Consider the following 25,716-nt stretch of genomic DNA (forward strand, 5'->3'; position numbering starts at 1 on the left):
GGCAGACCTCATTGCCCGACCGAAGCAGTACGCTGCTCGGAACCCGGGAATACGTTGCGTTTGCAAATTTTCGCTTCGACTTTCTGAGGCGCGGCACCGGCTTCGGGGCCCTGGACTTCAACGGCCAGCAGGTTTTGCGAGGCCCAGTCTTCGTCCGTACGCAATTCGAAAGCGAAACGCCCGTCAGTCTCGGAGGTTTCCGGTTTTTCGATCTTGATGTCCTCGTGGCGACCGTTCATGTACCAGAGGGTGGCTTGCAGGGTTTTCACCGACGTATCGGCGAAGCGGATGTCGACCTGGTGGCTAGCGTTACGCAGGTCCATGTTCTTGCTGTTGACCATCAACTCGTTTTTGCCCGGCTTGAGCGTGGCGCTGCCGGACATCTGTGCATCCTTGCCTTCGCAACCGTTGTCCAGCAGCGCCATCATCTGGCGATAGATGGTTTCCTGGTCGAGGCGGTACAGCGGCGAGAATTCCCAGATGAGAATCTTCGGTGGGTTCTTCTGGAACTCGTCGCTACCCAGGTACTGCAGCATCGAACCTTCCAGGCCGCCGCCGGGGAACGCCACGTTGAGAATGTCGGCGCCGATGGCCTCCTCGAGGAAACCGGCGAAGTTGTAGTTCTTGCCACTGTGGGAGGTACCCACGAGAGTGATTTGCGGATTGCCGGAATCACCGAACAGATCGCCATCGCCCGCTTCGCCCTTCGGCTCGGTGGTGAACTGATCCATGTACTGGATCGCGTAACTGGTGCCACAGAGTTGACCGGCCATGTTGTGCAATGTTCCGGTCTTGCCCATGCGACCCGATTTTTTGGTCTCGAATTCGCGCTTGGGAATGTCGGCGAATTCAGGCAATTGCTTGACCTTTTCGGCGACTATTTTCGCCGTGCGCTGGGCACCGTACGGGGTCCAGTGCTGGTCGCCGCGGAAGTAGAAATCGTGGGCGGGCAGGGTGTCTGGCAACGACTCGTTGGTCAGCGGCGACAGGTCCGGAACGACGTAGCCCATCTGCGCGAAGCGGCCCAGCATGGTCTTGTAGTTTCTCAGCGCCTTGTCGAAGTCGAAGCTGGCTTTCTCCGCCGGGTTGAGCTTGTTGCGGTTCACCAGGCCACGGGTCGGCTGGTACACGACAACCAGTTCCACGCCTTTGCTCTTGAACGCATCGTGCAGCTGTTTCATGCGTTTGTAGCCGGCGGGCGTGGTGTCGAACTCGGTGCGCAAGTCTTCCTGCGTACGGAACAGCCAGTCGCCCTGGGCCTGCACCAGCGTGGTGAAGTTCTGCTGATAGCGGGTGGTGTAGTTCTTCGCGTCGTGGGCGGCCGGACACAGGCTGCAGCACGGTTCGGCGCTGAACTTGGGCGCTTGAACTTCATCGGCACGCGCGCCAGTGCTGGCCGCGAGAATGCCGGCGGTCAGGGCCGACAGGCTGAGTAATTTGATCAAGTGTGGGTGCATAAGATTATCCTCAGTCCCGCATTTCGGTCTGGCGTTCGACGGGGTCGATCAGCACGGCTTTCTGCTGGCGCACCAGCAGGTCGAGAATTTCATCCTGGCGTTCGCCAAGGATGCCGGTGAAGCTGATGCCGCTGGACTTGGTCGGTGCGAGCATGGACACGCGATACAACTCGACACTCAGCGGCGAGTCGATGGACAGCGGGCCGCTGCCGTTGGCCGCCAGCTCACCGCCGACCACGATCAGCGACACCTGGGCGTCGAACGGGTCGAGCTTGATGTCACGGTCGGTGTTGCTCAGGTCCTTGATGTGGCCGTAGACGCCGGTCAGGCCGTTGGCCATGGCGACGTTTTCGTACAGGCGAATGTTCACGCTGTTACGAATGCGGATGCCGTGGCGCCGGTTGCTCAACACACGATTGCCCCACAGCAGGTTGTCGGCACTCTCGTAGAGGGTGATGCCGTCGGTGTGGTTCTGGTAGATCTCGTTGTGGGCAATCAGGTTGTTCACGCTGTTACGGTCGATCACCAGGCCTGACAACTTGTTGTCGTAGCTGCGGTTGTTGAAGATGAAGCTGTCGTTGACCTCACGGGAAATAATGATCCCGTGCTTCTTCTTGGTCCCGTACACCGTGTTGTCGGCAATGATCAGACCGTGGGAACGGTCGTGCGGGTCGATGCCGTAGACGATGTTGTCTTTGTAGGTGTTGCCCTTGACCACGAAGTCGCGGGTCTCATAGCAGTAGAAGCCGTACCACATGTCCGAGAACTCGGAGCCGACGATCCAGCCGGTCGGCTCAGGACGCTTGAGCACCTTGGCCATGTTCGGCGTGTACTGGGAAATACTCACGCCGTAGGACTTACTGTTGGCGTAGCCGAAACTGGCGATCTTGCTGTTGGCGATGTAGGTCTCGGTACCACCCCAGGCCAGCAGGAACGGACGGAATTCCTTCGGCGAATTGAACGTCGCCGGGCCGTTGTCCTTTTCGCGCCAGCCAGTGATCCTGGTATCGCGAACGAACAGTTGGCCGTCGTTGACCAGGAACGCACCAGCCTCCTGGGACAAGCGCAGTTCCTGGGTCTGCTTGTCGATTTCGAGAATGCCGTGACGACCGACCACGATCGGTAGCCTGGCGAGGTACACGCCCGGTGACGTTTCGATGACGTACTTCGGCAGTTTCTTCGCCACGTCCTTGAGGTTCATGTAGCCGTCGTCGACGAAGATCGCCTGGGGGATGCCGTGCTGACGCACCACCCATTCGGCCATCTTGTTGTCCCCGCCGATGAAGTCCTTCAGTGCGTCTTCCTGCATCATCCGGCGCACGCTGACTTTGCCGACCTTGCTGCGCACGATTTTTTTCGCGATGGCCTCGGCGGTGTAGCCCGAGACGTCCGGCAGCGTCGGCTTGGCCAGTTCCAGCGGCGCGGTCGGCGCGCTGCTGACGGTGTAGGTCTTGGCTTGTTGCAGTTCCTTGGCAACAGTGGCCGGCTTGGCGGGCGCAGCGGGCTCCACAGTCGCGAAGGCAGCCGCACTTGCCAGTAGCATCGCGCCGGCCAGCAAGGTCAACGAACCTTTCTTGGCACTGTTCATGTCGGGGACTCCCTTCGCGCTCTGCATCAGAATTTCCAGACCACGTCGATGAACGCGCGATGCATGTACGAATCGACTTCTTTGCCATAGGCGTCGCCGGGCTTGAACACACCGCCACGGAACCGCACCAGGGCCGAAGGTTCATCGATTTTCTGGCTCAGCGCCGCTGGCAACAGGCCTTGCTTGAAGTACTTGGTGACCACCAGATCCATTTCCTGGCCGAGGTCTTTTTCGCCATCGTTCAGCGGCAGGGAGGTGCTGGACAACACGGCGCCGGTCACGTCGTCGGTGTTGTTCTGCACGGCGTCGATGCCGTCGCTGGTGATCGGCTTGTTGCCGTCGACGCGCCAGAATTTGTGGTAGATCAGGCTGGCGTCGTATTCGTCGTTGAGCATCCACGAACCGAACAGCGTGGCCGACTGCATGTTGTTCATTTCGCCACGGAAGGCTTCGCCGAAACGGTGCACGCGTGAACGTGTACCGGTGTAGTTCGAGCGGTTGCTTTCCAGGCCGTTCTGTTCGTAATCGGCGCTGGCCCGGGCGTAGGCCGCACCGACTTGCCATTGCGGATCGAGGCGCAGGCGCACGCCCAGGTCGGTGGCCCAGCCATCGACATTGCCGCTGCTCTTGGGTTGTGCCGGAGCGGTGCCATCAGCGTTCAGCGGGTTGACCGTGTCGCGGTCGCCACTCATGCCGGTGATGCTGCCCCAGTAGTTGAAGGTATTGGTGTTGCGCCAGTTGTAGGCATCGCTGTTGGCCTGCAAGCCCAGCCAGCTGATGTCGCCATTCTGTTTTTTGTCCAGCGAATCGGAAGGTACGCCCGGTTCCGGATAGTCGAGCTTGCCGTCATCGTGAGTGTGGTGACCGCGAATGCCGGCCCAGTGACCCGGTGTCCATTGGTATTCGGCATCGGCGTAGGCGTGCAGGCGATCCTTGTCCTTGGGGGACAGTTCTTTCAGGTCAGTGCGGTACTCGCTGAAGCGCTCGGCGACACCCGCGTTGGCGCGCAACAAGGTGGTGTCGAAGGTCCAGTTCAGGGCTTCGATGTTGGTATCGCGCCATTGACCGTCGTCGTTGTGCAGACGCTGACGACCGAGTTTCAGGATCTCGCCGGGGTAGGGCGTGAAACCGCTGTAGCCGACCCAGAATTCGCGCATCGCCAGGTAGTTCTTCTTGGTCTGGCGATCATTGTTGCTGGTGTTCTCGGTGCCTTCGGACTCTTGCAGTGTGTCGGTCTCGATGATGTCGGTGGACGTCACCGCCTGACCCATGGCGTAAGCGCTCCACGCGCCGCTTTCGCCATACACCCACGGGCGCAGGTCAAGGCCGAGGCCGTTGACGTCGCCGCCGCGCTGGGTGCCGAGGTCACGGTCGTCTTCGGACTGACCGGTGATCTTCATGTCCAGGCCGAAGTTCTTGGTTTCTTCAGTCATCGCAGCAAGCGTCGGGCAAGACCAGATCAGCGCGAATGTCAGGCCGATGCCAGCCTTCATGAATGGATTCAACTTCATTGGGTTTCCTCGCTGACTTCTTCTTGCAGGGTATGCAGTTCCGGCGTGTTCGGGCTCAGGGCACCGCGCACGGCCTGTTCTTGTTTCAACAGGCGTTGGGCTTCGGCCAACCGCTCGGGCGGCAATTGCGTTTGGATTGTTTGCGCAAGCTCGGTGGCTTGCGGTGTGTTCTGGGCCAGGGCCAGTTGGCTGAAGACGTAGGCGTTCAGCGGATCAGGCTTGGTGCCCTTGCCCTGGGAAAACAGCTGGGCGATGGCGAAGTCGGCACTGTTCTGGCCGTTGCGCGCAGCGGTCAACAGATGGTCGAGGGCCTTCTGCGGATAGACCTTGCCCAGGTAGCCACGGCGATAGATCTGGCCGAGGTAGTAATCGGCGGCGACTTCGCGGCCTACGGCTTTCTGGAAATGCTCCTCGGCGACCTTGGCGTCGGCCGGGACCATCTTGCCTTCGAAGTAGAGCTTGCCCAGCAACAGTTCGGCGCGGGGCTGGTCGGCGGCGCGGCCGTTGTCCAGGTACTTCATCATCTGGTCGACGTCGCCCAGTTCGGGGAAGTCGTAGATCAACTGCGCGAGGGTGACCCACGACGCCGGGTAGCCCGGGGCGATCGGTTCGAGCAGCGATTGCGCGGTCTTCTCGTCGGTCTTGCCCAAGGTCGCATCGGCGAGCACACGGGCGACGCTGTCGACGCGCTGCGCCGAAACGCTGCCGTGAGCGTGAGCCGCTTGCATCTGCTTGATCAGCTCGGCCTGTTGCTCTGGCTTGGCCTGTTTCTGGTAGACCGTGGCCAGTTCGACGTAGCAGATGTCACTGGTGTTGAGCGCGGCCTTGCAGATCTTCTCCACGTCATCCAGATGCTGGTCGTAGGTGCCCTGGGTGCGATAGAGCAGCACTTGCGCCAAGCCGGCTTCCGGCTTGTTCTCGGCACGCCATTGGCTGATCTGCTGCTGGGCATTCACGTTGGGAAAGCTGTGCGGGTATTGCAGGTACAGCATCGCCAGCGGAATCAGCGTGTTGCCTTCGCCCGCGGCGGCGGCTTTTTTCAACAGGGTTTCGGCTTCGTGCTGCTCTGCTTCGGTGGAACCGGGTTTGGCCACCAGCAGGCGACCGAGGCGTGCCTGGGCGCGCGGCGAAACGCTGGCCGCGGCGCGGTAAGTCGCCTCGGCCTGTTTCATCTGCGCCGGGTCACGGCTGTCGACCTGGATATCGGCCAGGCCGACTTGTGCTTCGCTGTAGCCCAGGTCTGCCAGTTGCCGGTAGTTCGCCGCAGCGGTGGCGGTATCGCCGCGCTTGAGCGCTTCGTTGGCCAGGCGCTGGTCGGGGAGGCCGGCGCAACCGGCCAGGCTCACCGCCAATGCCACTGCACACAGAGACCCCATGTGGGAGCGGGCTTGCTCGCGAAAGCGGTGTGTCAGCGAGCATTGATTCTGAATGTTCAACCGCATTCGCGAGCAAGCCCGCTCCCACAGGGGCTGCGGCGTGTTTTGAGTTTTTGTGATGGTCACAGGCATGTCCTCGACTTAAAGACCGACAGCCATGGCTTTGTCGATCAGCCAGTTCAGGTTCGGGCCACGGTCGCTGCTCACTTCCACCGGGCGGCCGGCGAGGGAGCTGTCCAGGGTTTCGTCCGGCTGGATCAGCACGCGGATGTCCGACGACAGGTCGGCGCTTTTAAGGCTGGTGCTGCTGACGATCTTGCCGGTGCGGCTCTTGTCCTCGCCGGCGATCTGGAAGCGCACCGAAGTACCCGGGCGTACGTCGCCGAACTGGCGATAGGAGAAGCGCGCTTCAACATTGGCTTCGCTGTTACGCGGCACCAGTTGGAAGATCACGTCGCCCTTGCTGGCGTACTGACCGTTGGCGACCATTTGCTGGGCCACGGTGCAATCGCAAGGCGAGGTCAGGGTGCCGGTCATCTGCTTGCCGAACAGTTCTTCAACCTTGGCCGGTTGCAGCTGGTCTTCGTCCAGATGGCCCTTGAGCACGTCGAGCATGCTGGTGCTGAAGGTCGCCAGCGGTGCGCCTTTGGCGGCCACGCCGTCGGCTTTCACCAGGCTCTGTACGGTACCGTCGCGGGGCATGGTGATGTTCACGCCCGGCACGCTGACCAGGCCGGCCTGGGCGTGACTGACGAAGTACATGCCATACACCGATTTGAAAACGAAGCCGAAGGCGGCAACACCCACCACAAAGACCCCCAGGCTGAAGGTCACGGCTTTCAGGCGTCCGAACGCGGTCATGCCGTGGCCGCCGTCCTTCATCTTGCGCGCCTTGGTAAAGTTGTCGCGCTGCAGGGTCGCCAGCATTTCACCCACGCTGACGATGTCGCCAGCCAAGTGCGAAGTGATCAGGTGGCGCAGGGTCGAGATGTCCCGTGGTTCCAGGTTCTGGAACTGGCAGCCGGCACGTCCGGTCTCGCGGTCGAAGGAGCGGACCTGCAACTCGACGTCCATGGCCAGGCCGAGGTTGTCGATGACGAACTGCAGGCGGGCCTTGTACACATCGCCAGTTTTCAGCGGCAACTGACCGGCGTTGAACGCCAGTCCACCGGCGGACAGGTCGATCACCCGGGCTTCGACCGGCGTCCGGTCAGGGCCGAAGAAACGCAACTTGGCCGGGATTTTTACGCGGGCGTGTTGGCGCTGGGCTTCGGATTCGTGCACTACGTTGGCGTTGACGGCGGTATTCATAAGGGCGATTTCCTGGTTAATTCAATAAGGGGGCGGTCAGACCATCAACAGCAGCACGGCGACAAAAATGCTGCCGGCAGAGAAGGTCATGGTCCGAGACGACCAGGTGTTGAACCAACGTTGAAAGCTGGCGAGATCACGGGTCAGAGAAGTGGGTTGGCGAGTCCAGGACTGTTGGTCGAGGCGGAAGAACACGTAGATCTTCACCAGCGCGCCGACGATCTGGTTGTAATAGAGAATTGCCGGGTAGGCCGGGCCGATCCGGTGTCCGGAGCACGACAGCAACAAGGTCAGGATGAACCGGGTGATGCCGATCCAAAGCAGGTACACCAAGATGAACGCGGTGCCGTACTTGAAGCTGGCGATCAGCGCCACGGTCAGTCCCAGCAGCGAGGTCCACATCGACACGCGCTGGTCGAACAGCACCACCGAAGTGAACACGCCGAGGCGTTTGATCCCCAGGCCCAGGGCACGGGAGTTCTGCCGCAGGTTGTTGCCGTACCAGCGGAACATCAGTTTGCGGCTGGCCTTGATGAAGCTCTTTTCCGGCGGGTGTTCAACGGTGTTGATCGCCGCGTCGGGCACGTAGAAGGTGTCGTAGCCCAGGCGCATCAGGCTGAACCAGCTCGACTTGTCGTCGCCGGTAAGGAACTTGAAGCGGCCCAGGCGCCAGTGTTGCAGCGAGTCGCTTTCCACGTCGGCGATGAATTCCGGGTTGGTGACCACGGTGGCACGGAACACCGACATGCGCCCGGTCATGGTCAGCACGCGCTTGGACAGGGCCATCGAGCACATGTTGATGTGACGCTGGGCGAAACGCAGCTTGTGCCATTCGCTCATGATGTAGCCGCCGCGCACTTCGCAGAATTCGTTGGTGGTCAGGCCGCCGACGTTGCCAAACAACTGGAACCACGGCACGGTCTTGCGCACCACGCCTTCGCCGAGCACGGTGTCCCCATCGATCACCGCGACCACCGCGCGATCGTCCGGCAGGTGTCGGGAGATGGCGCGGAAGCCGTAGGCCAGGCCATCGCGCTTGCCGGTGCCGGGAATGCGCACGAAGTCGAGCTTGACCCGGGCCGGTGGGTTCATCCGGTTCCACAGGCTTTTGACCAGCAGCTCATCGGACATTTCCACGATGGAGCAGACCACGGTGGTCGGCAGGTCGCAGTCGATGGCTTCGCGGATCACCGAGCTGTAGACCTGCGCAGTGGTCAGCGCGTCGATACGAAAGCTGGTGACCATCAGGAATACGTGGGACGGGTCAGCCGCTTTGCCCAGCTTGCGCACTTTGCGCCGCAGGTACGGGTAGACGACGTAGAGAAAAATCATGCCGCGCACAAAATGCGTGGCACCCATCGAGTAGCGCCAGATACCCACGGCGCCAATCAGGAAAATGAAGTCCTTCGACTCGGAGTCGAACGTGGACACGGGCAACGCCATGGCGAGGCCCATCAGTAAACTCAGGTAGAACAGCCAACCGGCGGCCTGGAGTAGGCCGTGCTTTAGCCTGTGCATAATCTGCATCCGTCTCGATCTCGGGCGAGGCCCGATTGGGTTAAGGCAGGCTTACAAAAACTTGCAAGGTCACTGGTGACACCGATTTTCGAAACTCGGGTGAGCCGGTGTAGGAGCTGCCGAAGGCTGCGATCTTTTGATCTTGATCTGGATCTTGATCTTTCAGGGTTCGCTCGGGACTCAAGTGATCCTGGTAAAGATCGCAGCCTCGTTTCACTCGTCAGCTCCTACAAAGGGTTCGCACAGTTATTCCGCTGTGTGTTACCAGCAGATGCCTTCGGTGCGACCGTTGACGCTGGTGGCCTTGGACATGAAGCCCACCAGGTCGATCACCTGCTTGCCGTGTGGAACGTCCTGCACCAGGGCACGGAATTTCTCGTCACGGTTGCCGAGGATGATCACGTCGGAGTTGTTGATCACCGCGTCGAAGTCGGCGTTGAGCAAGGACGAGACGTGCGGGATCTTCGACTCGATGTAGTCTTTGTTCGCGCCGTGAACGCGGGCGTACTCGACGTTGCTGTCGTAGATGCTCAGGTCGTAGCCCTTGCCGATCAGCATTTCCGCCAGGTCAACCAGCGGGCTTTCGCGCAGGTCGTCGGTACCGGCCTTGAAGCTCAGGCCCAGCAGGGCGACTTTGCGTTTGTCGTGGCTGGAGACGATGTCGAAAGCGTTCTGCACCTGGGATTCGTTGCTGCGCATCAGCGAGTTGAGCAGCGGCGCTTCCACGTCCAGGGAGCCGGCGCGGTAGGTCAGTGCACGCACGTCCTTTGGCAGGCACGAGCCGCCGAAGGCGAAGCCCGGGCGCATGTAGTACTGGGACAGGTTGAGGGTCTTGTCCTGGCAGACCACGTCCATCACTTCGCGACCGTCAACGCCGACCGCCTTGGCGATGTTGCCGATTTCGTTGGCGAAGGTGACCTTGGTGGCGTGCCACACGTTGCAGGTGTACTTGATCATCTCGGCGACCGCGATGTCCTTGCGGATGATCGGCGCGTCGAGCTCTTCGTACAGCGATTGCAGAACGTCACCGGACGCTTTGTCGAACTCGCCGATGACGGTCATTGGCGGCTGGTCGTAGTCGGCGATCGCGGTGCTTTCGCGCAGGAACTCAGGGTTCACGGCCACGCCGAAATCGACACCGGCCTTCTTGCCGGAGCAGTCTTCGAGAATCGGGATGACCACGTTGGCCACGGTGCCCGGCAACACGGTGCTGCGCACGACGATGGTGTGGCGGGTGGTCTTGTCACGCAGGACAAAACCGATTTCGCGGCACACTGCCTCGATGTAGTTCAGTTCCAGGTCGCCGTTTTTCTTGCTCGGCGTGCCCACGCAGATCATCGACAGATCGGTGTCGCGAATCGCTTCGGCGAAGTTGGTGGTGCCACGCAGGCGACCGGTCTGGATGCCCTGGGCCAGAAGTTCGCCCAGGCCTGGTTCAACAATCGGCGATTTGCCGGCATTGATCATATCGATCTTGTCTTTGGCCACATCGACGCCAACGACGTCATGACCCCGTGCAGACAGGCAACCGGCACATACTGCGCCAACGTAACCCAAACCAAATATGCTGATGCGCATCGCAATTACCTCTGTATTGATCAAGCCATTAGAAGGCCGGAGTTAATGGTGTTCAGCGTGTTTTAGTGCACTCGCAAGTGCGCCTTACAGGCGCGGCAATGCCCTGTGCTGGCATATAAGTTACGAGTGTCTAAATAAATGCACTCAAGGGGTGCGCAACTAGGCCTTGTTGTTATGATTTGCCCTGTTATGCAGCCGATCCTCCTTCCGAAGGATGCAGGTGCAACGGCCTTGCACGCTTGATGTCAGGCCGAAAGCCCGTAGATCAAGCGGTTGGGTGCTCGGGGGAGCACGTTTATAGGGGCGCTGCCGTGGCCTTGTAGGGGATAGTCATACCGCGTTATCTCCTGTCCGCTCGCTGTTGTTCAAATCAGTGATTAGTCAGCGCAAGTTAGTATTGCAACTTCGCTACAAGAATCGCTTATCTGCGTAAGTTATCTCGTACAGGTTCGGCGAGAATCGTTACCGGTGGTATGAGCGGCGCGTTTGGACATAGTTCCAGTCCGCTCATCGTGAAATCTGAAATTTCTTGAAATATTGAGAAAGATGGCACTGCTCTCAAATTGATAGCACTTGCCGTTTGGCCCTTTATATATAGGCGGATAATTGGGGCGGATAGTTTTTTGCCACTACTGTTAAAAAAAGTCAGTGCCACTACGCAAAAAAATGATTGAAGTCGAGTGAAACTAAAGTTAGGAAAACGATCGATGTTTTTTTGACGCCAATAGACTGGCGATCAGGGGGGGAATTGTCGGACGATCAATGGGCAGCGCATGAGGGGTTTTTCACTCATGCGCCGACCGGCTGCATCACTCTGGTGCGTGATCGCGCAGAAACACCAGGTTGTCCGGTTTGGACTGTTCAGCGCTGTAGCGATAGCCTTGAACGTCGAATTGCTTGAGGGTGGCCGGATCGTTGATGCGTTCTTCGATGACGAAGCGGCTCATCAAACCGCGGGCCTTTTTCGCGTAGAAGCTGATGATCTTGTACTGGCCGTTCTTCAGATCCTTGAATTCGGTATTGATGATGCGTGCGTTCAAGGCGTTGCGCTTGACCGCCGAGAAGTACTCGTTGGACGCCAGGTTGAGCAGCACGTCATCGCCTTGATCGGCCAGGGCTTCGTTCAGCCATTCGCTGATGCGTGTACCCCAGAAGGCATACAGGTCCTTGCCCCGGGCGTTGGCCAGCCGGGTGCCCATTTCCAGGCGATAGGGTTGCATCAGGTCCAGTGGCCGCAGCAGGCCGTACAGGCCGGACAACATGCGCAGATGCTGCTGGGCATAGTCGAAATCGGCTTCGCTGAAGGTTTGTGCATTCAGGCCGGTGTACACATCGCCCTTGAAGGCCAGCAGCGCCTGCTTGGCGTTTTCCGGGGTGAACGCGGGCGTCCAGCTGCCGAAACGCGCGGCGTTGAGCCCGCCGATCTTGTCGGAAACGTGCATCAATTCGCTGATCTGTGCCGGGGACAACTCGCGCAACTGCAGGATCAGCTCCTGGGAGTGGTCGAGGTACTGCGGCTGAGTGAAACGCTGGGTCGCCGGCGGTGTTTCGTAGTCGAGGGTCTTGGCAGGTGAAATCACCATCAGCATGAAGTCGTCTCCTTTAATCGTGGCCGCGATTCTAGGGGGTTGTCGGCGTTGACTCCAGCTATCGGGGCAATAGGTGATGGCCGGTGGCCTTGCACCAAACCCTGTGGGAGCGAGCTTGCTCGCGATAGCGGTCTGACATTCGGAAAAGATGTTGGCTGATGCACCGTCATCGCGAGCAAGCTCGCTCCCACAGGAGATTGGGGTTGCTGCGGGAATGAGGGCCGCGATCAGCTATAGTGCCGCGCGGGTTTTGTTATGGAGACATCCCATTGCGTATCGCTTTTCTCATCTCGATCTGGCTACTGAGCGTCGCTGCCATCGCGGCACCGGGCGATGTGGCGACGCTTGATCGCAGCACCTGGCCAGAAAAACTCGTCAGTCCAACGCTGTTCGACGTGGCGTCGAGGGCCGAGATCCTGATGTTTTCCAGTGCCCTGTTGGCCAGCGAATCGCTGGACGAACCCGCCCTGGCCCAGCGCCTGGGCTTGCGCACCATCAACCTGGAGTCGGTCAACCGGGTTCGCGAGCATATGTGGCAACGGCTGCTGGCCAACTACAACTACGCCCAACAGAGTTGCGACCAGGATGCCTCCTTCTGTTTTCTGGTCGAAGACATGCCCACCCTGCGCGAACAAGCTGCCAAGTTCCAGGTCAGCACAGACAGCTACTACATCAAGTGGGCCGAGCCGAGTCGTGTGTTCCACGCCCAGTACCTGGACGAACAATTGCGCAAGGCCGCCCTGTTCCCGCAAACCAGCAGTGAAGTCGATCATTTTGGCGACTATGAGCGCTCCGGCGACGGGATGCACGACCGGCTGTTTCTGCTGACCTTCGACAGTGCTGCCAACGCCGCGCCGGACAACACCGCCTGGGTCACCGAGTACCTGCGCAAGTCGAACATGAGCGGGACGTTCTTCGTCCTCGGCAAGGACATCCAGGCCCGTTTGGCCGAGCAATCGGTGAGTCACCTGCAAGGCACCTACTCGACCCAGTGCATCGGCGTGCAAGGCTGGGAATTTCGCTCCCACAGTCACTGGCAGGACTGGCAGGACTCGGTGCGCCGCAGCGCCGAACTGGTCAAAAGCAAGCTGCCGGAGAACTTCGTGCCACTGTTCCGTCCGCCCGATGGCCAGCGCCGTTCCGATGCCGAAGGTTTCTTCAAGGCTCAGGGTTTGCAGGTGGCGCTGTGGGACATCGACGCCCAGGACGGCGCTGGCAAACTCAAGGGCAACCCGAGTGCGCAACGGGTGCTGACCCTGATGCTGCTGTGGCGGCACGGGGTCATCAATTTCAATGTGAAGCAGGATGGGGTGAAAACGGCGTTGCCGTGGCTTGTCACGCAAACGGCGCCGGTCGGGATTGGTTGGGAGGATTGCCAGGACGCGTTTCGCTGAAACGGCCAGACCCAGTAAACATTGGGTTTTTGCCGATTTTGGACGGGGATTCGTTGCAGGTGGACTTCCGACTTTAAACGGGTGATGGCAGTCCGCCAAGTGCTATTGGTCAATCTGCAAAATAAACTTCAAAAAAGCGTCAAAGTACTTTTTTCTGTCACACGTTTTGGAGTATTACGAAGACAGACCGCCGAAACCTGCAACACAGGTGGCGTCTTCCAAGACCCCGCATGTATGCAGAACACTTGAGTCCCCGCAGGTGTATTCGGCAGTCACTTCGAGGCGCAGCACCGTCAAGGTATTGCGTCGAATGGCTCCCACAAAGGTGACCGAGTATGGATGATCACGGACGTAGCTCTTCTTCCAACCAGCCAATCCTTTATGTACTCGATACCAACGTATTGATTCACGATCCAAACGCGCTGCTCAACTTCGAAGAACACCACGTCGCGATCCCGATGACCGTGCTTGAAGAGCTCGACAAGCTCAAGAGCGGGCATCACAGCGTAGCCGCCGAATGCCGCCAGGCCATCCGCCTGATCGACAAGACTCTGGGCGATGCCTCACCCGAGGATGTCGAGCAGGGTGTGCCGATCCAGCGTGGCAAAAGCGGACCCAAGGGTTTGCTGTCAATTCTGATGAGCAAGCATGCCGAGCCGAACCTGATTCTGCCCGAGCACCTGAATGACAACAAAATCATCAATCAACTGATCGATCTGCACACACGCGACCCGAAGAAGCCCGTGGTGCTGGTCACCAAAGACATCAACATGCGCCTCAAGGCGCGCGCCTGCGGAATCGCGGCCGAGGACTACAGCACCGACCAACTGGTCGATGACGTGTCCTTGCTGCCCAATGGCTACCACAATATGACCGGCTCTTTCTGGGACCGTGTGAGCAAGGTCGAAACCCGTCAGGACCACGGCCGCACCTGGCATCAGGTGCAGTTGATCGACAACCTGCCGGCGGTGCACATCAATGAATTCATCATTGATGAACAGGGCTTTGTCGGCTGGATCAAGGAGATTGAAGAGGACCGCTTGCTGATCCTCGACCTGCACCAGGAACCGCTGCTGCACCAGGAGGCCTGGGGCCTGAAGCCGCGTGATATCTATCAGAGCCTGGCGTTGTACGCCTTGCTCGATCCGGACATCCACCTGGTCAACCTGTCGGGTGCCGCGGGCTCGGGTAAAACCATCCTGGCGCTGGCCGCTGCGATCGAGCAGACCATGGTCAGCAAACGTTATCGCCGCATCATCGCCACCCGCAGCGTGCAGGGCCTGGACCAGGAAATCGGCTTCCTGCCCGGCACCGAGGCGGAAAAAATGGAGCCATGGCTGGGCGCCATCACCGACAACCTCGAAGCCTTGCACATGGATGACGAAAGCACCCATGGCAGCGTCGACTACATCCTCAGCAAAGTGCCATTGCAGTTCAAATCCCTCAACTATATCCGGGGCCGCAGCTTCCAGCAGAGCCTGATCCTGATCGACGAATGCCAGAACCTCACGCCGCACCAGATGAAAACCATCATCACCCGTGCCGGCGCCGGTTCCAAAGTGGTGTGCCTGGGCAACCTGGCACAGATCGACACCCCTTACCTGTCCGCGACCAGCTCCGGGCTGACCTATCTCACTGAACGCTTCAAGGACTTCCCGAACGGGGTGCACATCACCTTGCAAGGGGTACCACGTTCGATTCTGGCCGAATACGCCGAATCGCATCTGTAACTGTCCACCGGAACCGGGCGGCCCAACAGCCGCCCGGTTTTTGTGGAAGTATGAAAAACCTGTGGGAGCGGGCTTGCTCGCGAATGCGGTGGATCAGTCACCCATGCATTGACTGACCTGCCGCTTTCGCGAGCAAGCCCGCTCCCACATTGGTTTGTGGTGGGCCGATAATCGTGCGTGCGAAAAATTGACCCACAGGTTTACAATCGACGCTCCTGATCAGGAGTAATCCCGTGCTGACTCATCTCGATTCCCAAGGCCGCGCCAACATGGTCGACGTCACTGAAAAAGCCGTGACGTTCCGTGAGGCGACGGCCCAAGCGCTGGTGCGCATGCTGCCCGAGACCCTGCAGATGATCGTCAGCGGCGGCCACCCCAAGGGTGATGTGTTTGCCGTGGCGCGCATTGCCGGCATCCAGGCGGCGAAGAAAACCAGCGATCTGATTCCCCTGTGTCATCCGCTGATGCTGACCGGCGTCAAGGTCGAGCTCAGTGCCGAAGGCGACGATTCGGTGCGCATTGTGGCGCGCTGCAAGCTGTCCGGGCAGACCGGCGTCGAGATGGAAGCCCTGACCGCCGCCAGTGTCGCCGCGCTGACCATCTACGACATGTGCAAGGCCGTGGACCGCGGCATGACCATCGAAAGTGTGCGTCTGCTGGAGAAGGTCGGCGGCAAGAGCGGACATTTCCAGGCGGAGCAGCCATGAACGTGACCGTGAAGTTTTTCGCCCGTTATCGTGAAGCGCTGGGGTTGGACTCGGTGAAGGTTGAAGGCAACTTCGCCACCGTCGACGATGTCCGCGCGCTGCTGGCCCAGCGTGACGGTGCCGAGGTATTGAGTGAGCAGAACCTGATGTGCGCCCGTAACGAAGACCTCTGCCAGCTCGACGAGCCGGTCAGCGAGGGTGATGAAGTGGCGTTCTTCCCGACCGTGACCGGAGGCTGAACCATGGCCATTCGCGTGCAGTCCACGCCGTTCGATCCGGGCGCCGAGGTCAACGCCATGCACGACGCCAACGTTGGTGTCGGGGCGGTGGTGAGCTTTGTCGGCTATGTGCGCGACTTCAATGATGGCCTGGACGTCGCCGGGATGTTCCTCGAACACTATCCCGGCATGACCGAAAAGGCCCTGGGCAAGATCGCCATCGAGGCCGAGCAGCGCTGGCCACTGCTCAAGCTGGAAGTGTTGCACCGCATCGGCGCCCTGGAACCGGGTGAGCCGATTGTCTTCGTCGGCGCGGCCAGCGCTCATCGCCAGGCGGCATTCGACGCCTGCGCCTTTGTCATGGATTACCTGAAAACCCGCGCGCCGTTCTGGAAGAAGGAAAACACCAGCGACGGGCCGCGTTGGGTCGAGGGGCGTGACAGTGATCATGCGGCGGCGGATCGCTGGAAGCAGTAGTTCCTGCTGCGTTCTTTAGTCCGTCTTCGCGAGCAAGCCCGCTCCCACAGGGTTCTGTGTCGTACACAAAATTTGTGTTCAACCAGATCCACTGTGGGAGCGGGCTTGCTCGCGAAGGGGCCATCAGTTACAGCCAATAACTTTCCTGACAAACCACCCGACCATCGGCCGGCACGGGCTGCATTTGCCTGATTGACGACCAATACATAAAAGTCCAAGATGGAATTATAAGTACAAAAAAGGTTTCCACCCCGTTTCAGCTTTTTCTTCTGTCTTGCCAAACCAACAACAACCGCGAGAAAACGAACATGAAGAAGTTCCCCCTCATCACCGGTCTGGCCCTGAGCCTGTTGGCGTGCAGTTCTGTGTTCGCCGCCGAGAAAACCCTGCGCATCGGCATCGAAGCCGCGTATCCACCGTTCGCGTCGAAAACCGACAAAGGCGAGATCGTCGGTTTCGACTATGACATCGGCAATGCCCTGTGCGCCCAGATGAAGGCCAAGTGTGTGTGGGTCGAAGGCGAGTTCGACGGTCTGATTCCTTCCCTGAAGGTGAAGAAAATCGACATGGCGCTGTCGTCCATGACCATCAACGAAGACCGCAAGAAGTCGGTGGACTTCACCCACAAGTACTATTTCACTTCGTCGCGCCTGGTGATGAAGGACGGCGCGGTGGTGGATGACCAGTATGCCAGCCTCAAGGGCAAGACCGTCGGCGTGCAGCGTGCCACCACCACCGACCGTTACGCCACCGAGGTGTTCGAACCCAAGGGCATCAACGTCAAGCGCTACAGCAATAACGAAGAAATCTACATGGACCTGGCAGCCGGTCGCCTCGACGCGATTTTTGCCGACACCATTCCACTCAATGACTTCCTGTCGATGCCGCGTGGCAAGGGTTACGCCTTTGTCGGGCCTGAGCTGAAAGATCCGAAATATGTGGGCGAGGGGGCGGGGATTGCCGTGCGCAAGGGCAACACTGAACTGGTCAGCGAGTTGAACACGGCCATTGATGGCATTCGTGCCAGTGGTGAGTACCAGAAGATTTCGGACAAGTACTTCAAGTCCGACATTTACGGCGACTGATTAAAAGATCGCAGCCTGCGGCAGCTCCTACAGGGGAATGCGTTTCTGTAGGAGCTGCCGCAGGCTGCGATCCTTTGATTTTCAGCCCTTCAATTCCTTCAAATGCTTGTACACCGTCGCCCGGCCCATGTTCAGCACATTGGCCACATAGTTCGATGCGCTTTTGCCCTTGAACGCGCCTTCGGCGTGCAACGCCAGTACCAGCTCACGTTTGTGGTCACGGGTCAGCAGGTTCAGGCTCAACTGACGTTCGCGCAGCCAGGCGTGGAGGAAGGTGTTGATCCGCTCCTGCCAGTCATCGCGGAACAGTGCATCCGGTTGCGGGATCAGTTTGGTCGGCGACAGGAACAGGTCCAAAGCGGCCTTGGCATTCTCGAACAGCGAAATATTCAAGTTGATGCACAACACCGCCAGCGGATGTCCTTCGCTGTCGCGCAGTACCGTGCTGAGGCTGCGAATCTTCTGGCCATCCCAATTGAGCTTTTCGTACGGCCCGATGTTTCGTTCGCTGACATCGTCGCTGAGCATGTCTTCCAGCGCCGAGTCGTCGCCGATTTCCCGCTTGGACAGGTTGTTGGCGATGTAGTCGACCTTTTGCGTGCGCAGGTCGTGCAGCACGACTTCGGCGTGGGGGAAAAACAACGTGGCGATGGCGTCGGCGATCGCGTGGAAGTTATCCAGGGACGTGTCGTCCAAGGCCGAGTCTTTTTCGGGGGCGTTCATACAGTGGAACTCCAGGCAGCGTCAGCGCCCCATCAAAGGGGCGCTGAAAGTGTGCCGTAATCGTGGGGGCACGTCACCTGAGGATCAGGCTCAGCCGAGGCGGGCAGGGGAGAGCATGTCGGCATTCAGGCCGAAACGGCCGAGCGACTCGGGCAGCGCGGCACCGCGCACCAGTGCGGCGCTGGCCTGGCCCATGGCCGGCGAAGTCTGGATGCCATACCCGCCTTGCGCCGCGACCCAGAACAGCCCTGGTACCTGTGGATCGAAACCGGACAGCAAATCGCCGTCGCTGACAAAGCTGCGCAGGCCGGCCCAGGTGCGGGTCGGGCGGCGAATGGTCAGGGTCGTGGCTTCTTCGATCTGGTAGATGCCCATGGCGATGTCCAGCTCTTCGGGCTGTACGTCATGGGGCTCCACCGGGTCGGCGTTGGCCGGCGAACCGAGGAACATCCCGGCGTCGGGTTTCATGTAGAAGGATTCGTCGAGGCTGACCAGCATCGGCCAATGGTGGATGTCCACGCCCTCGGGGCCGGCGAAGATGAACGCGGCACGGCGTTTGGGTTGCAGGCCCAACGGCTTGGCGCCAGCCAGTTCGCCGATCTTGTCGGCCCAGGCGCCGGCAGCGTTGATGATGACCGGGGCGCTGAACGACTGGGTGCCGGTCTGAACGTGCCATGTACCCTGGTCATCGCGGCTCAGGCTGACGACTTCGGCGTCGGTGTGGACTTCGCCCTGATTGCGGCGGATGCCGCGCAGGTATCCCTGATGCAGGGCATCGGTGTCGATGTCGGTAGCGGTCGGATCGTAGATCGCACCGTGGACTTTTTCCCGGCGCAGGATCGGTACCAGCGCGCAGGCCTCGTCGGTGCTGAGCAGTTGCATCTCCGGCACCGTGGCTTTCGCGCTCTGGTATTGCCTGTTCAGTTCATCCGGGTCGCCGGTGAAGTCCACGGTCATTTCGCCGCGTGGCGTCAGCAGCGGGTGTTCGCAGAAGCCGCTGGGCGGATTGTCGAAAAAGTCCCGGCTGGCCAGGGTCAGTGCGCGAACTTGCGGGGTGCCGTAGGCGGCGGTGTAGAGCGCCGCCGAACGTCCGGTGGAATGGTAGGCCGGATGGGATTCGCGTTCGAGTACGATCACACGGCCATGCTGCGACAGCCAGAAACCGGTGGAAGCGCCGGCGATACCGCCGCCGATGATGATGAAATCTGCCTGGCTCATGAACGTCTCCCAAGAGCACAAATATTGTCGAATTCCTTTGTAGGAGCTGACGAGTGAAACGAGGCTGCGATCTTTTGACTTTGCCTTTTCAAAGATCGCAGCCTCGTTTCACTCGTCAGCTCCTACAGGTTGGGGCGTGGGTTGGGGCGTAGGTCAGGGCTGAAGGCGGTAGATCGCATTGGCCAGCGCAATGTCTTCCAGGCCCAGGCCGATGGAGCGGAAAAACACATGTCGATCGTAACCGGGGCGCTGGACTTTATCGCTGAGCAGGTCGGGCAGGTCGCCGACAATCGCGCCCTTGTCCCAGCCGTGTTGTTCGCCGGCGATCAGCATTTCACCCGCCGCGCCCGGGGTGGTGAGGCGATAGTCGCAGAACACCTGCATGGCATTGAGGCTTTGCGGCGGCACTTCGTGGGCACGCGGGGCGTTGGTGCTGATGGAGGTGATCAGCGCCGGTTTGCGCAAGCTCGACGGATCGATCACCGGACCGGCGGATGAGGTGCAGAGCATGATCACGTCGGCGTCCTGCACGGCAGCTTCGCGACTCTCGACGATGTTCAGGCGTGGCTCGATGTTTTTCAGCAGGCTCACGGTCTGAGGATCATCGCTCAGGTTCGGCGCGTACAGGCTGATGCTCTGCCAGTCGCGCAGGCCTTTGACGTAATGCAGGTGCGCCTGGGCCACTTTGCCGCTGCCGATGATGGCCAGGCGCTTGGCAGCCAGCGGCGCGAGGGCATCGACCGCCACGGCGGTGGTCGCGGCGGTGCGTGCGGTGGTCAGTTCGCCCGCGTCGCACAGCAACAGCGGCTGGCCGGTCTGCATCGACATCAGCACAGTCCACGCGGTCACCAAGGGTCCCTGCTCACGGACGATGTACGGCGAAGTCTTGATGCCGTACACGCCGTCTTCGGCCAATACCCCTAGATAGTTGATGAAGTCGCCGGCGCCCTGGGGAAATTCCACCAGTTGTTGTGCCGGTTGCACGGCTTGCCCGGCCGCCAGGTCGCGGAACATTTTGCGCAGGATCTGCGGCACGTCGACCTGTGCCAGCAACTCGCGAGCCTGGTTCTGGTTGATCACTTGGGGCGTATTGGACATGGTCGGCTCCGGGACTGAAAGTAAACTAATTTGTCCATTATGGACTTTTAGTTGTATCTCACAATATCCGGGCGAAAAAAAAGCGCAGTCCGTTTCCGGCTGCGCTTGTCTTTTCCGCGTCGTTTAGTGCGGACGCTTGCGCTCAACCGCCCGCAACAGATGCGTCGGTGGTGTTTCACAGCTGATCTTGCGCCCCAGTTTTTCCTCGATGGACGGTAACTGGTAGGAGTCGTCTTCACCGGCAAAGCTGATGGACACCCCGTCGGCGCCAGCACGACCGGTCCGTCCGATGCGGTGCACGTAGTCGTCCGGCACTTCCGGCAGGGTGAAGTTGATCACGTGGCTGATGCCGTCGATGTGGATGCCGCGACCGGCCACGTCGGTGGCGACCAGGACGCGGATCTTGCCTTCGCGGAAGCCTTCGAGGGTCTTTATGCGCTTGTGCTGCGGCACGTCGCCGGACAGTTGCGCGGCGTTGATGCCGTCGCGCACCAGGCGTTCTTCGATGCGCCGCACTTCATCCTTGCGGTTGGCGAATACGATCACGCGCTCCCAGCCATTGTCGTTGACCAGGTTGTAGAGCAGCTTGTATTTGTCGGCAGCGGCCACGGCGTAGATGTGCTGCTCGACGTTTTCGTTGGCCACGTTGGTGACTTCGATTTCGACGATGGCAGGGTCGGTGGTCCATTGCTTGGCCAGGTTCATCACGTCTTCGGTGAAGGTCGCGGAGAACAGCAGCGTCTGGCGCTCGGCCTTGGGCGGCGTCTGGCGAATGATCTGGCGCACTTGCGGGATGAAGCCCATGTCGAGCATGCGGTCGGCTTCGTCCAGCACCATCACTTCGACCATGTCCAGGTGCACGTCGCCGCGCTGGTTGAAGTCCAGCAGGCGGCCCGGCGTGGCCACCAGGATGTCGCAGTGGCGGGCTTCGAGGTGCTTGAGCTGCTTGTCGAAGTCCATGCCGCCGACGAAGGTCATGACGTTGAGGCCGGTGTACTTGGTCAGGTCGGCGGCGTCCTTGGCGATCTGCACCACCAGTTCGCGGGTCGGCGCGATGATCAGCGCCCGTGGCTCACCCATGTAGCGCTCTTTCGGCGGTGGGGTTTGCAGCAACTGAGTGATGATCGAGATCAGGAACGCAGCGGTTTTGCCGGTACCGGTCTGGGCGCGACCAATGGCGTCTTTGCCGGCGAGGGTGAAGCCCAGCACCTGTGCCTGGATCGGTGTGCAATACGGGAAGCCCAGGTCCTGGATGGCGTGCATCAGTTCGGGGGCCAGCTTGAAATCGTGGAAGCGGGTTTTGCCTTCCTGGGGCTCGACAACGAAGTCTTCGAGTTTCCATGGGATGACCGGCGCCTTGGGCTTGGGTTCGCGGCGCGGTTTGGCGGGTTTCGGCGTTTCGCTGAGCGGCTGTTCCGGGGCTGCTATCGCCACCGGCTGGGCAGCGGGTGCGGGCTTCGGCTCATGCTTGGGTGCCGCCGAGGTGGCGGCCCGTTCAGGCTGATTACCGTCGGTGCGGTGGCTGGGAGCGTGAGACGGAGCGCTGGGGACTGGCGCGAGTTGCTCAGTCTCGCTTTTACCGAACATTTTCTTGAGTGCTTTGAGCACGGTCATCTCATCAATTGGTTAAGGAATGTACGCCGGCCAGTGTAATGCAAGAATCGGGCGCGGCGTAGTGGGATGGATCAAAGGGGCCTTTTAAACAAAGAAAGGAACCTGGAGGGTCAACGCAAGCGCTCGGTGAGCCAGGTGCCGATGTCGCGAATTTCCTCGGGTAACACTTCGTGGCCCATTGGGTATTCCTGCCATGTCACGGTGACACCATGATGCTTCAAGTGCTCGTAGGCGCTGCGTCCCATCGAGTTCTGCACCACATCGTCGTATTGGCCGTGCATCGACAGTACCGGAATGCGCTGCTGGCTGGCGGACAGTTGCAGTTCGTCGCTGAAGGTCGGTGCATAAGTAGAAAGGGCAATGACGCCACCCAGTGGTCCCTGCCACTTCAGAAAGGCGGTGTGTAACACCACGGCACCGCCCTGGGAAAAACCGGCCAGAAAAATTCGCGAGGCGTCTATTCCGCTGGCCTTCTGCGATTCGATCAGTTCGATGATCCAGTTGGCAGACTCTTCCAGTTGCTCGCGGTTGATCGCGCGCGCGGGACTCATGGCCAATATGTCGTACCAGCTCGGCATCTCGTATCCGCCGTTGATGGTGACGGCACGGCTCGGCGCCTGGGGCAAAACAAAGCGGGTGCTCAACAGGGATTCCTGCAGGGCTTCGGCCACTGGCAGGAAGTCATAGCGATCGGCACCCAGGCCGTGCAGCCAGATAACGCAGGCGTCTGCGGTCTTGACGGGTTCAAGAATCAAGGGGTTGGTCATGGCTGCTCCAAAAGTGTGCATGCGCTCTCATTGAGTGCGAGGGCTGAGTGCGTGTCTGGTTGATCAGTTACGAAGATGTCGCAAGGTTACAAGTTTTGCTATTGACCTGCAGCTGAACCGCTTCGGCGAGCGGTCTGGTACGGGCTTTGCTATGGCGAACTCTGTATGAAAAATCCTACGCCTGTCGGTAACACTATCAGGCCAAGGTTGTTAGTGGGATTGAAAAGAATCCGGTGATGGATGTTCGCCATAGGCCGATACGGGGCTTCGCGAACGTGAAAGGGCTACAGCCCGTTCGGCCGACTGGTGAGAGTGAGTTTTCCATGACGTGGATTTTCTCCTACTAGACTCATAGCTAACGTCTTACGTCGGTTGACCCCAAAACAAGCCAACACGGGTCGACTACGCCTCAAAAGGGTGCGACAGGACTCACGCTCCGACACAACAAGAGCAAAACTGGAGGTTTGAATGAAGATGTTGAAATCCACCCTGGCTATCGTGACTGCAGCTGCGGTACTCGGTGTCAGCGGGTTTGCCCAGGCGGGTGCAACCCTGGATGCAGTGATGAAGAAAGGTTTCGTGCAGTGTGGCGTCAGCGATGGCCTGCCAGGCTTCTCGGTTCCGGATTCCACCGGCAAGATCGTCGGTATCGATGCTGACTACTGCCGTGCAGTGGCGGCGGCTGTCTTCGGCGACGCGACCAAGGTCAAGTTCAGCCAGTTGAACGCCAAGGAGCGCTTCACCGCGCTGCAGTCCGGCGAAATCGACATTCTGTCGCGCAACACCACCATGACCAGTTCCCGTGACGCGGGCATGGGCCTGAAATTCCCGGGCTTCATCACCTACTACGACGGCATCGGCTTCCTGGTAAACAACAAGCTGGGCGTGAAAAGCGCTAAAGAGCTGGACGGTGCAACCATCTGCATCCAGGCCGGTACTACCACCGAGCTGAACGTTTCCGACTACTTCCGCGGCAACGGCCTGAAATACACCCCGATCACCTTCGACACCTCCGACGAAAGCGCCAAGTCGCTGGAATCCGGTCGTTGCGACGTACTGACCTCCGACAAATCCCAGCTGTTCGCCCAGCGCAGCAAGCTGGCTTCGCCGAAGGACTACGTGGTTCTGCCGGAAACCATTTCCAAGGAGCCTCTGGGCCCGGTCGTGCGTAATGGTGACGACGAGTGGTTGGCCATCGCGCGCTGGACTGGCTACGCCATGCTCAACGCTGAAGAAGCCGGCATCACTTCGAAAAACGTCGAAGCCGAAGCCAAGGGCACCAAGAACCCTGACGTTGCCCGTCTGCTGGGTACCGACGGTGAATACGGCAAAGACCTGAAAGTGAAGAAAGACTGGGTCGTGCAGATCGTCAAGCAAGTGGGTAACTACGGCGAAGTGTTCGAGAAAAACCTCGGCAAGAGCACTCCGCTGGAAATCGACCGCGGGCTGAACGCTCTGTGGAACGCTGGCGGCATTCAATACGCACCACCAGTGCGCTGATGGTTCTATCACCCGGTGGGCCAACCACCGGGTGATGTTCTGTTCCATTATTTCCGGGGCACTTCATGCAAAATTCAATCGGCGCACCTAAGCAGAGGCTCAGCCTCAGCGATCCACGAGTGCGTGCGTGGGTATTCCAGATCATCACGGTTATCGGGGTGGTCTCGCTGGGCTGGTATCTGTTCGATAACACCCAGACCAACCTGCAGCACCGGGGCATTACCTCCGGTTTCGACTTTCTGGAGCGCAGTGCCGGTTTCGGCATCGCTCAACACCTGATCGACTACACCGAGGCGGACACATACGCCCGGGTGTTTGTCATCGGCCTGCTCAACACGCTGCTGGTGACCTTCATCGGCGTGATCCTGGCGACGATCCTGGGTTTCATCGTGGGTGTGGCGCGGCTGTCGAAGAACTGGATCATCGCCAAAGTGGCGACGGTGTATGTGGAAGTCTTCCGCAACATTCCGCCGCTGCTGCAGATCCTGTTCTGGTACTTCGCGGTGTTCCTGACCATGCCTGGGCCGCGCAACAGCCACAACTTCGGCGACACCTTCTTTGTCAGCAGCCGTGGCCTGAACATGCCGGCGGCGTTGATGGCGGACGGTTTCTGGCCGTTTGTGATCAGCGTTGTAGTCGCCATCGTCGCCATCGTGCTGATGAGCCGCTGGGCCACCAAACGCTTTGAAGCCACAGGTGTGCCATTCCACAAGTTCTGGGTTGGCCTGGCGATGTTCCTGGTGATCCCTGCGCTGTGTGCGCTTGTTTTCGGCGCACCGGTGCACTGGGAGATGCCGAAGCTGCAGGGCTTCAACTTCGTCGGTGGCTGGGTACTGATCCCGGAACTGCTGGCGCTGACCCTGGCTTTGACCGTGTACACCGCGGCGTTCATCGCCGAGATCGTGCGCTCGGGCATCAAGTCGGTCAGCCACGGCCAGACCGAAGCGGCGCATTCCCTCGGCCTGCGCAACGGTCCGACCCTGCGCAAAGTGATCATCCCGCAAGCCCTGCGCGTGATCATTCCACCGCTGACCAGCCAATACCTGAACCTGGCGAAGAACTCCTCGCTGGCGGCCGGTATCGGTTATCCGGAAATGGTCTCGCTGTTCGCCGGAACCGTGCTGAACCAGACCGGCCAGGCGATCGAGGTGATTGCGATCACCATGAGCGTGTACCTGGCGATCAGTATCAGCATTTCCCTGCTGATGAACTGGTACAACAAGCGCATTGCGCTGATCGAGCGGTAAGGAAAAGCGC

Annotated in this window: 21 protein-coding genes; 8 read left to right on the forward strand and 13 right to left on the reverse strand. The window is 59.9% G+C overall.

The genetic code is table 11. The features are described from left to right. Positions 1-8: 8 nt before the first annotated feature. The 8 genes from KW846_RS09305 to yaaA all read right to left on the reverse strand — a co-directional run bounded on the left by KW846_RS09305 (position 9) and on the right by yaaA (position 11,928). Entirely contained in the window at positions 9-1,457 is a 1,449-nt protein-coding gene (locus KW846_RS09305) for an alginate O-acetyltransferase (protein ID WP_218482036.1), read from the reverse strand. 10 nt (positions 1,458-1,467) lie between these two features. Then, complete coding sequence (gene algG, locus KW846_RS09310; RefSeq protein WP_218482037.1) at positions 1,468-3,045, reverse strand: mannuronan 5-epimerase AlgG; 1,578 nt, start codon at positions 3,043-3,045, stop codon at positions 1,468-1,470. Between the two features lie 26 nt (positions 3,046-3,071). Further along, positions 3,072-4,556: an alginate export family protein gene (locus tag KW846_RS09315; protein WP_218482038.1), complete on the reverse strand. Its 1,485-nt coding sequence runs from the start codon at positions 4,554-4,556 to the stop codon at positions 3,072-3,074. Next, positions 4,553-6,064, reverse strand: a complete 1,512-nt coding sequence (gene algK, locus KW846_RS09320) for an alginate biosynthesis TPR repeat lipoprotein AlgK (RefSeq protein ID WP_218482039.1) — start codon at positions 6,062-6,064, stop codon at positions 4,553-4,555. Before algK ends, KW846_RS09315 begins: the two co-directional genes overlap by 4 nt. A gap of 9 nt (positions 6,065-6,073) precedes the next feature. Continuing rightward, positions 6,074-7,243: an alginate biosynthesis protein Alg44 gene (locus tag KW846_RS09325; RefSeq protein ID WP_218482040.1), complete on the reverse strand. Its 1,170-nt coding sequence runs from the start codon at positions 7,241-7,243 to the stop codon at positions 6,074-6,076. Between the two features lie 36 nt (positions 7,244-7,279). Beyond that, the gene (gene alg8 / locus KW846_RS09330; RefSeq protein WP_371321736.1) at positions 7,280-8,761 is read right to left on the reverse strand and encodes a mannuronan synthase; all 1,482 of its coding nucleotides are present in this window, start codon (positions 8,759-8,761) and stop codon (positions 7,280-7,282) included. A 261-nt stretch (positions 8,762-9,022) separates the two neighbouring features. Beyond that, positions 9,023-10,339 (reverse strand): nucleotide sugar dehydrogenase, encoded by a 1,317-nt coding sequence (locus KW846_RS09335; protein WP_095965507.1) that lies wholly within the window; start codon positions 10,337-10,339, stop codon positions 9,023-9,025. A gap of 809 nt (positions 10,340-11,148) precedes the next feature. Further along, complete coding sequence (gene yaaA, locus KW846_RS09340; RefSeq protein ID WP_218482041.1) at positions 11,149-11,928, reverse strand: peroxide stress protein YaaA; 780 nt, start codon at positions 11,926-11,928, stop codon at positions 11,149-11,151. 269 nt (positions 11,929-12,197) lie between these two features. Between yaaA and KW846_RS09345 the strand changes: the two genes are divergently transcribed. From KW846_RS09345 to KW846_RS09370, 6 genes are all read left to right on the forward strand, one after another. Then, positions 12,198-13,322 (forward strand): polysaccharide deacetylase family protein, encoded by a 1,125-nt coding sequence (locus tag KW846_RS09345; RefSeq protein WP_218482042.1) that lies wholly within the window; start codon positions 12,198-12,200, stop codon positions 13,320-13,322. Between the two features lie 335 nt (positions 13,323-13,657). Then, positions 13,658-15,052, forward strand: coding sequence for a PhoH family protein (locus KW846_RS09350; protein ID WP_007972659.1), 1,395 nt, complete (start codon positions 13,658-13,660; stop codon positions 15,050-15,052). A 233-nt stretch (positions 15,053-15,285) separates the two neighbouring features. Further along, a complete protein-coding gene (moaC, locus tag KW846_RS09355; protein WP_007972660.1) occupies positions 15,286-15,759 on the forward strand; it encodes a cyclic pyranopterin monophosphate synthase MoaC in 474 nt (157 codons plus the stop codon). After that, positions 15,756-15,998, forward strand: coding sequence for a molybdopterin converting factor subunit 1 (gene moaD, locus KW846_RS09360; RefSeq protein ID WP_075945584.1), 243 nt, complete (start codon positions 15,756-15,758; stop codon positions 15,996-15,998). The genes moaC and moaD overlap by 4 nt, the downstream gene beginning before the upstream one ends. 3 nt (positions 15,999-16,001) lie before the next feature. Continuing rightward, the gene (gene moaE, locus KW846_RS09365; RefSeq protein ID WP_015096731.1) at positions 16,002-16,454 is read left to right on the forward strand and encodes a molybdopterin synthase catalytic subunit MoaE; all 453 of its coding nucleotides are present in this window, start codon (positions 16,002-16,004) and stop codon (positions 16,452-16,454) included. Between the two features lie 308 nt (positions 16,455-16,762). Continuing rightward, positions 16,763-17,539, forward strand: coding sequence for an ABC transporter substrate-binding protein (locus tag KW846_RS09370; RefSeq protein ID WP_095965502.1), 777 nt, complete (start codon positions 16,763-16,765; stop codon positions 17,537-17,539). Between the two features lie 81 nt (positions 17,540-17,620). Here KW846_RS09370 and KW846_RS09375 read toward each other — a convergent pair whose 3' ends face one another. The 5 genes from KW846_RS09375 to KW846_RS09395 form a co-directional block, all read right to left on the reverse strand. Beyond that, positions 17,621-18,262, reverse strand: a complete 642-nt coding sequence (locus KW846_RS09375) for a transcriptional regulator (protein ID WP_007972668.1) — start codon at positions 18,260-18,262, stop codon at positions 17,621-17,623. 90 nt (positions 18,263-18,352) lie between these two features. Then, entirely contained in the window at positions 18,353-19,480 is a 1,128-nt protein-coding gene (locus tag KW846_RS09380; RefSeq protein WP_218482043.1) for an FAD-binding oxidoreductase, read from the reverse strand. Positions 19,481-19,633: 153 nt separating this feature from the next. Then, the gene (locus KW846_RS09385) at positions 19,634-20,578 is read right to left on the reverse strand and encodes an ornithine cyclodeaminase family protein (protein WP_218482044.1); all 945 of its coding nucleotides are present in this window, start codon (positions 20,576-20,578) and stop codon (positions 19,634-19,636) included. 123 nt (positions 20,579-20,701) lie between these two features. Continuing rightward, complete coding sequence (gene rhlB / locus KW846_RS09390; protein ID WP_218482045.1) at positions 20,702-22,192, reverse strand: ATP-dependent RNA helicase RhlB; 1,491 nt, start codon at positions 22,190-22,192, stop codon at positions 20,702-20,704. Positions 22,193-22,302: 110 nt separating this feature from the next. Continuing rightward, positions 22,303-22,959 carry an alpha/beta hydrolase gene (locus tag KW846_RS09395; RefSeq protein ID WP_218482046.1) on the reverse strand — a complete coding sequence of 219 codons (657 nt, stop codon included), beginning with the start codon at positions 22,957-22,959 and terminating at the stop codon, positions 22,303-22,305. A gap of 468 nt (positions 22,960-23,427) precedes the next feature. Here KW846_RS09395 and KW846_RS09400 point away from each other — a divergent pair, with 468 nt between their 5' ends. Further along, a complete protein-coding gene (locus KW846_RS09400; RefSeq protein WP_217836301.1) occupies positions 23,428-24,459 on the forward strand; it encodes an amino acid ABC transporter substrate-binding protein in 1,032 nt (343 codons plus the stop codon). Between the two features lie 65 nt (positions 24,460-24,524). After that, on the forward strand, positions 24,525-25,706 hold the full coding sequence (locus tag KW846_RS09405) for an amino acid ABC transporter permease (protein ID WP_218482047.1): 1,182 nt from the start codon (positions 24,525-24,527) through the stop codon (positions 25,704-25,706). Positions 25,707-25,716 lie beyond the last annotated feature (10 nt).

This window comes from Pseudomonas sp. PDM32 (assembly GCF_019219225.1).
Classification (GTDB): Bacteria; Pseudomonadota; Gammaproteobacteria; order Pseudomonadales; family Pseudomonadaceae; genus Aquipseudomonas; species Aquipseudomonas laurylsulfatiphila.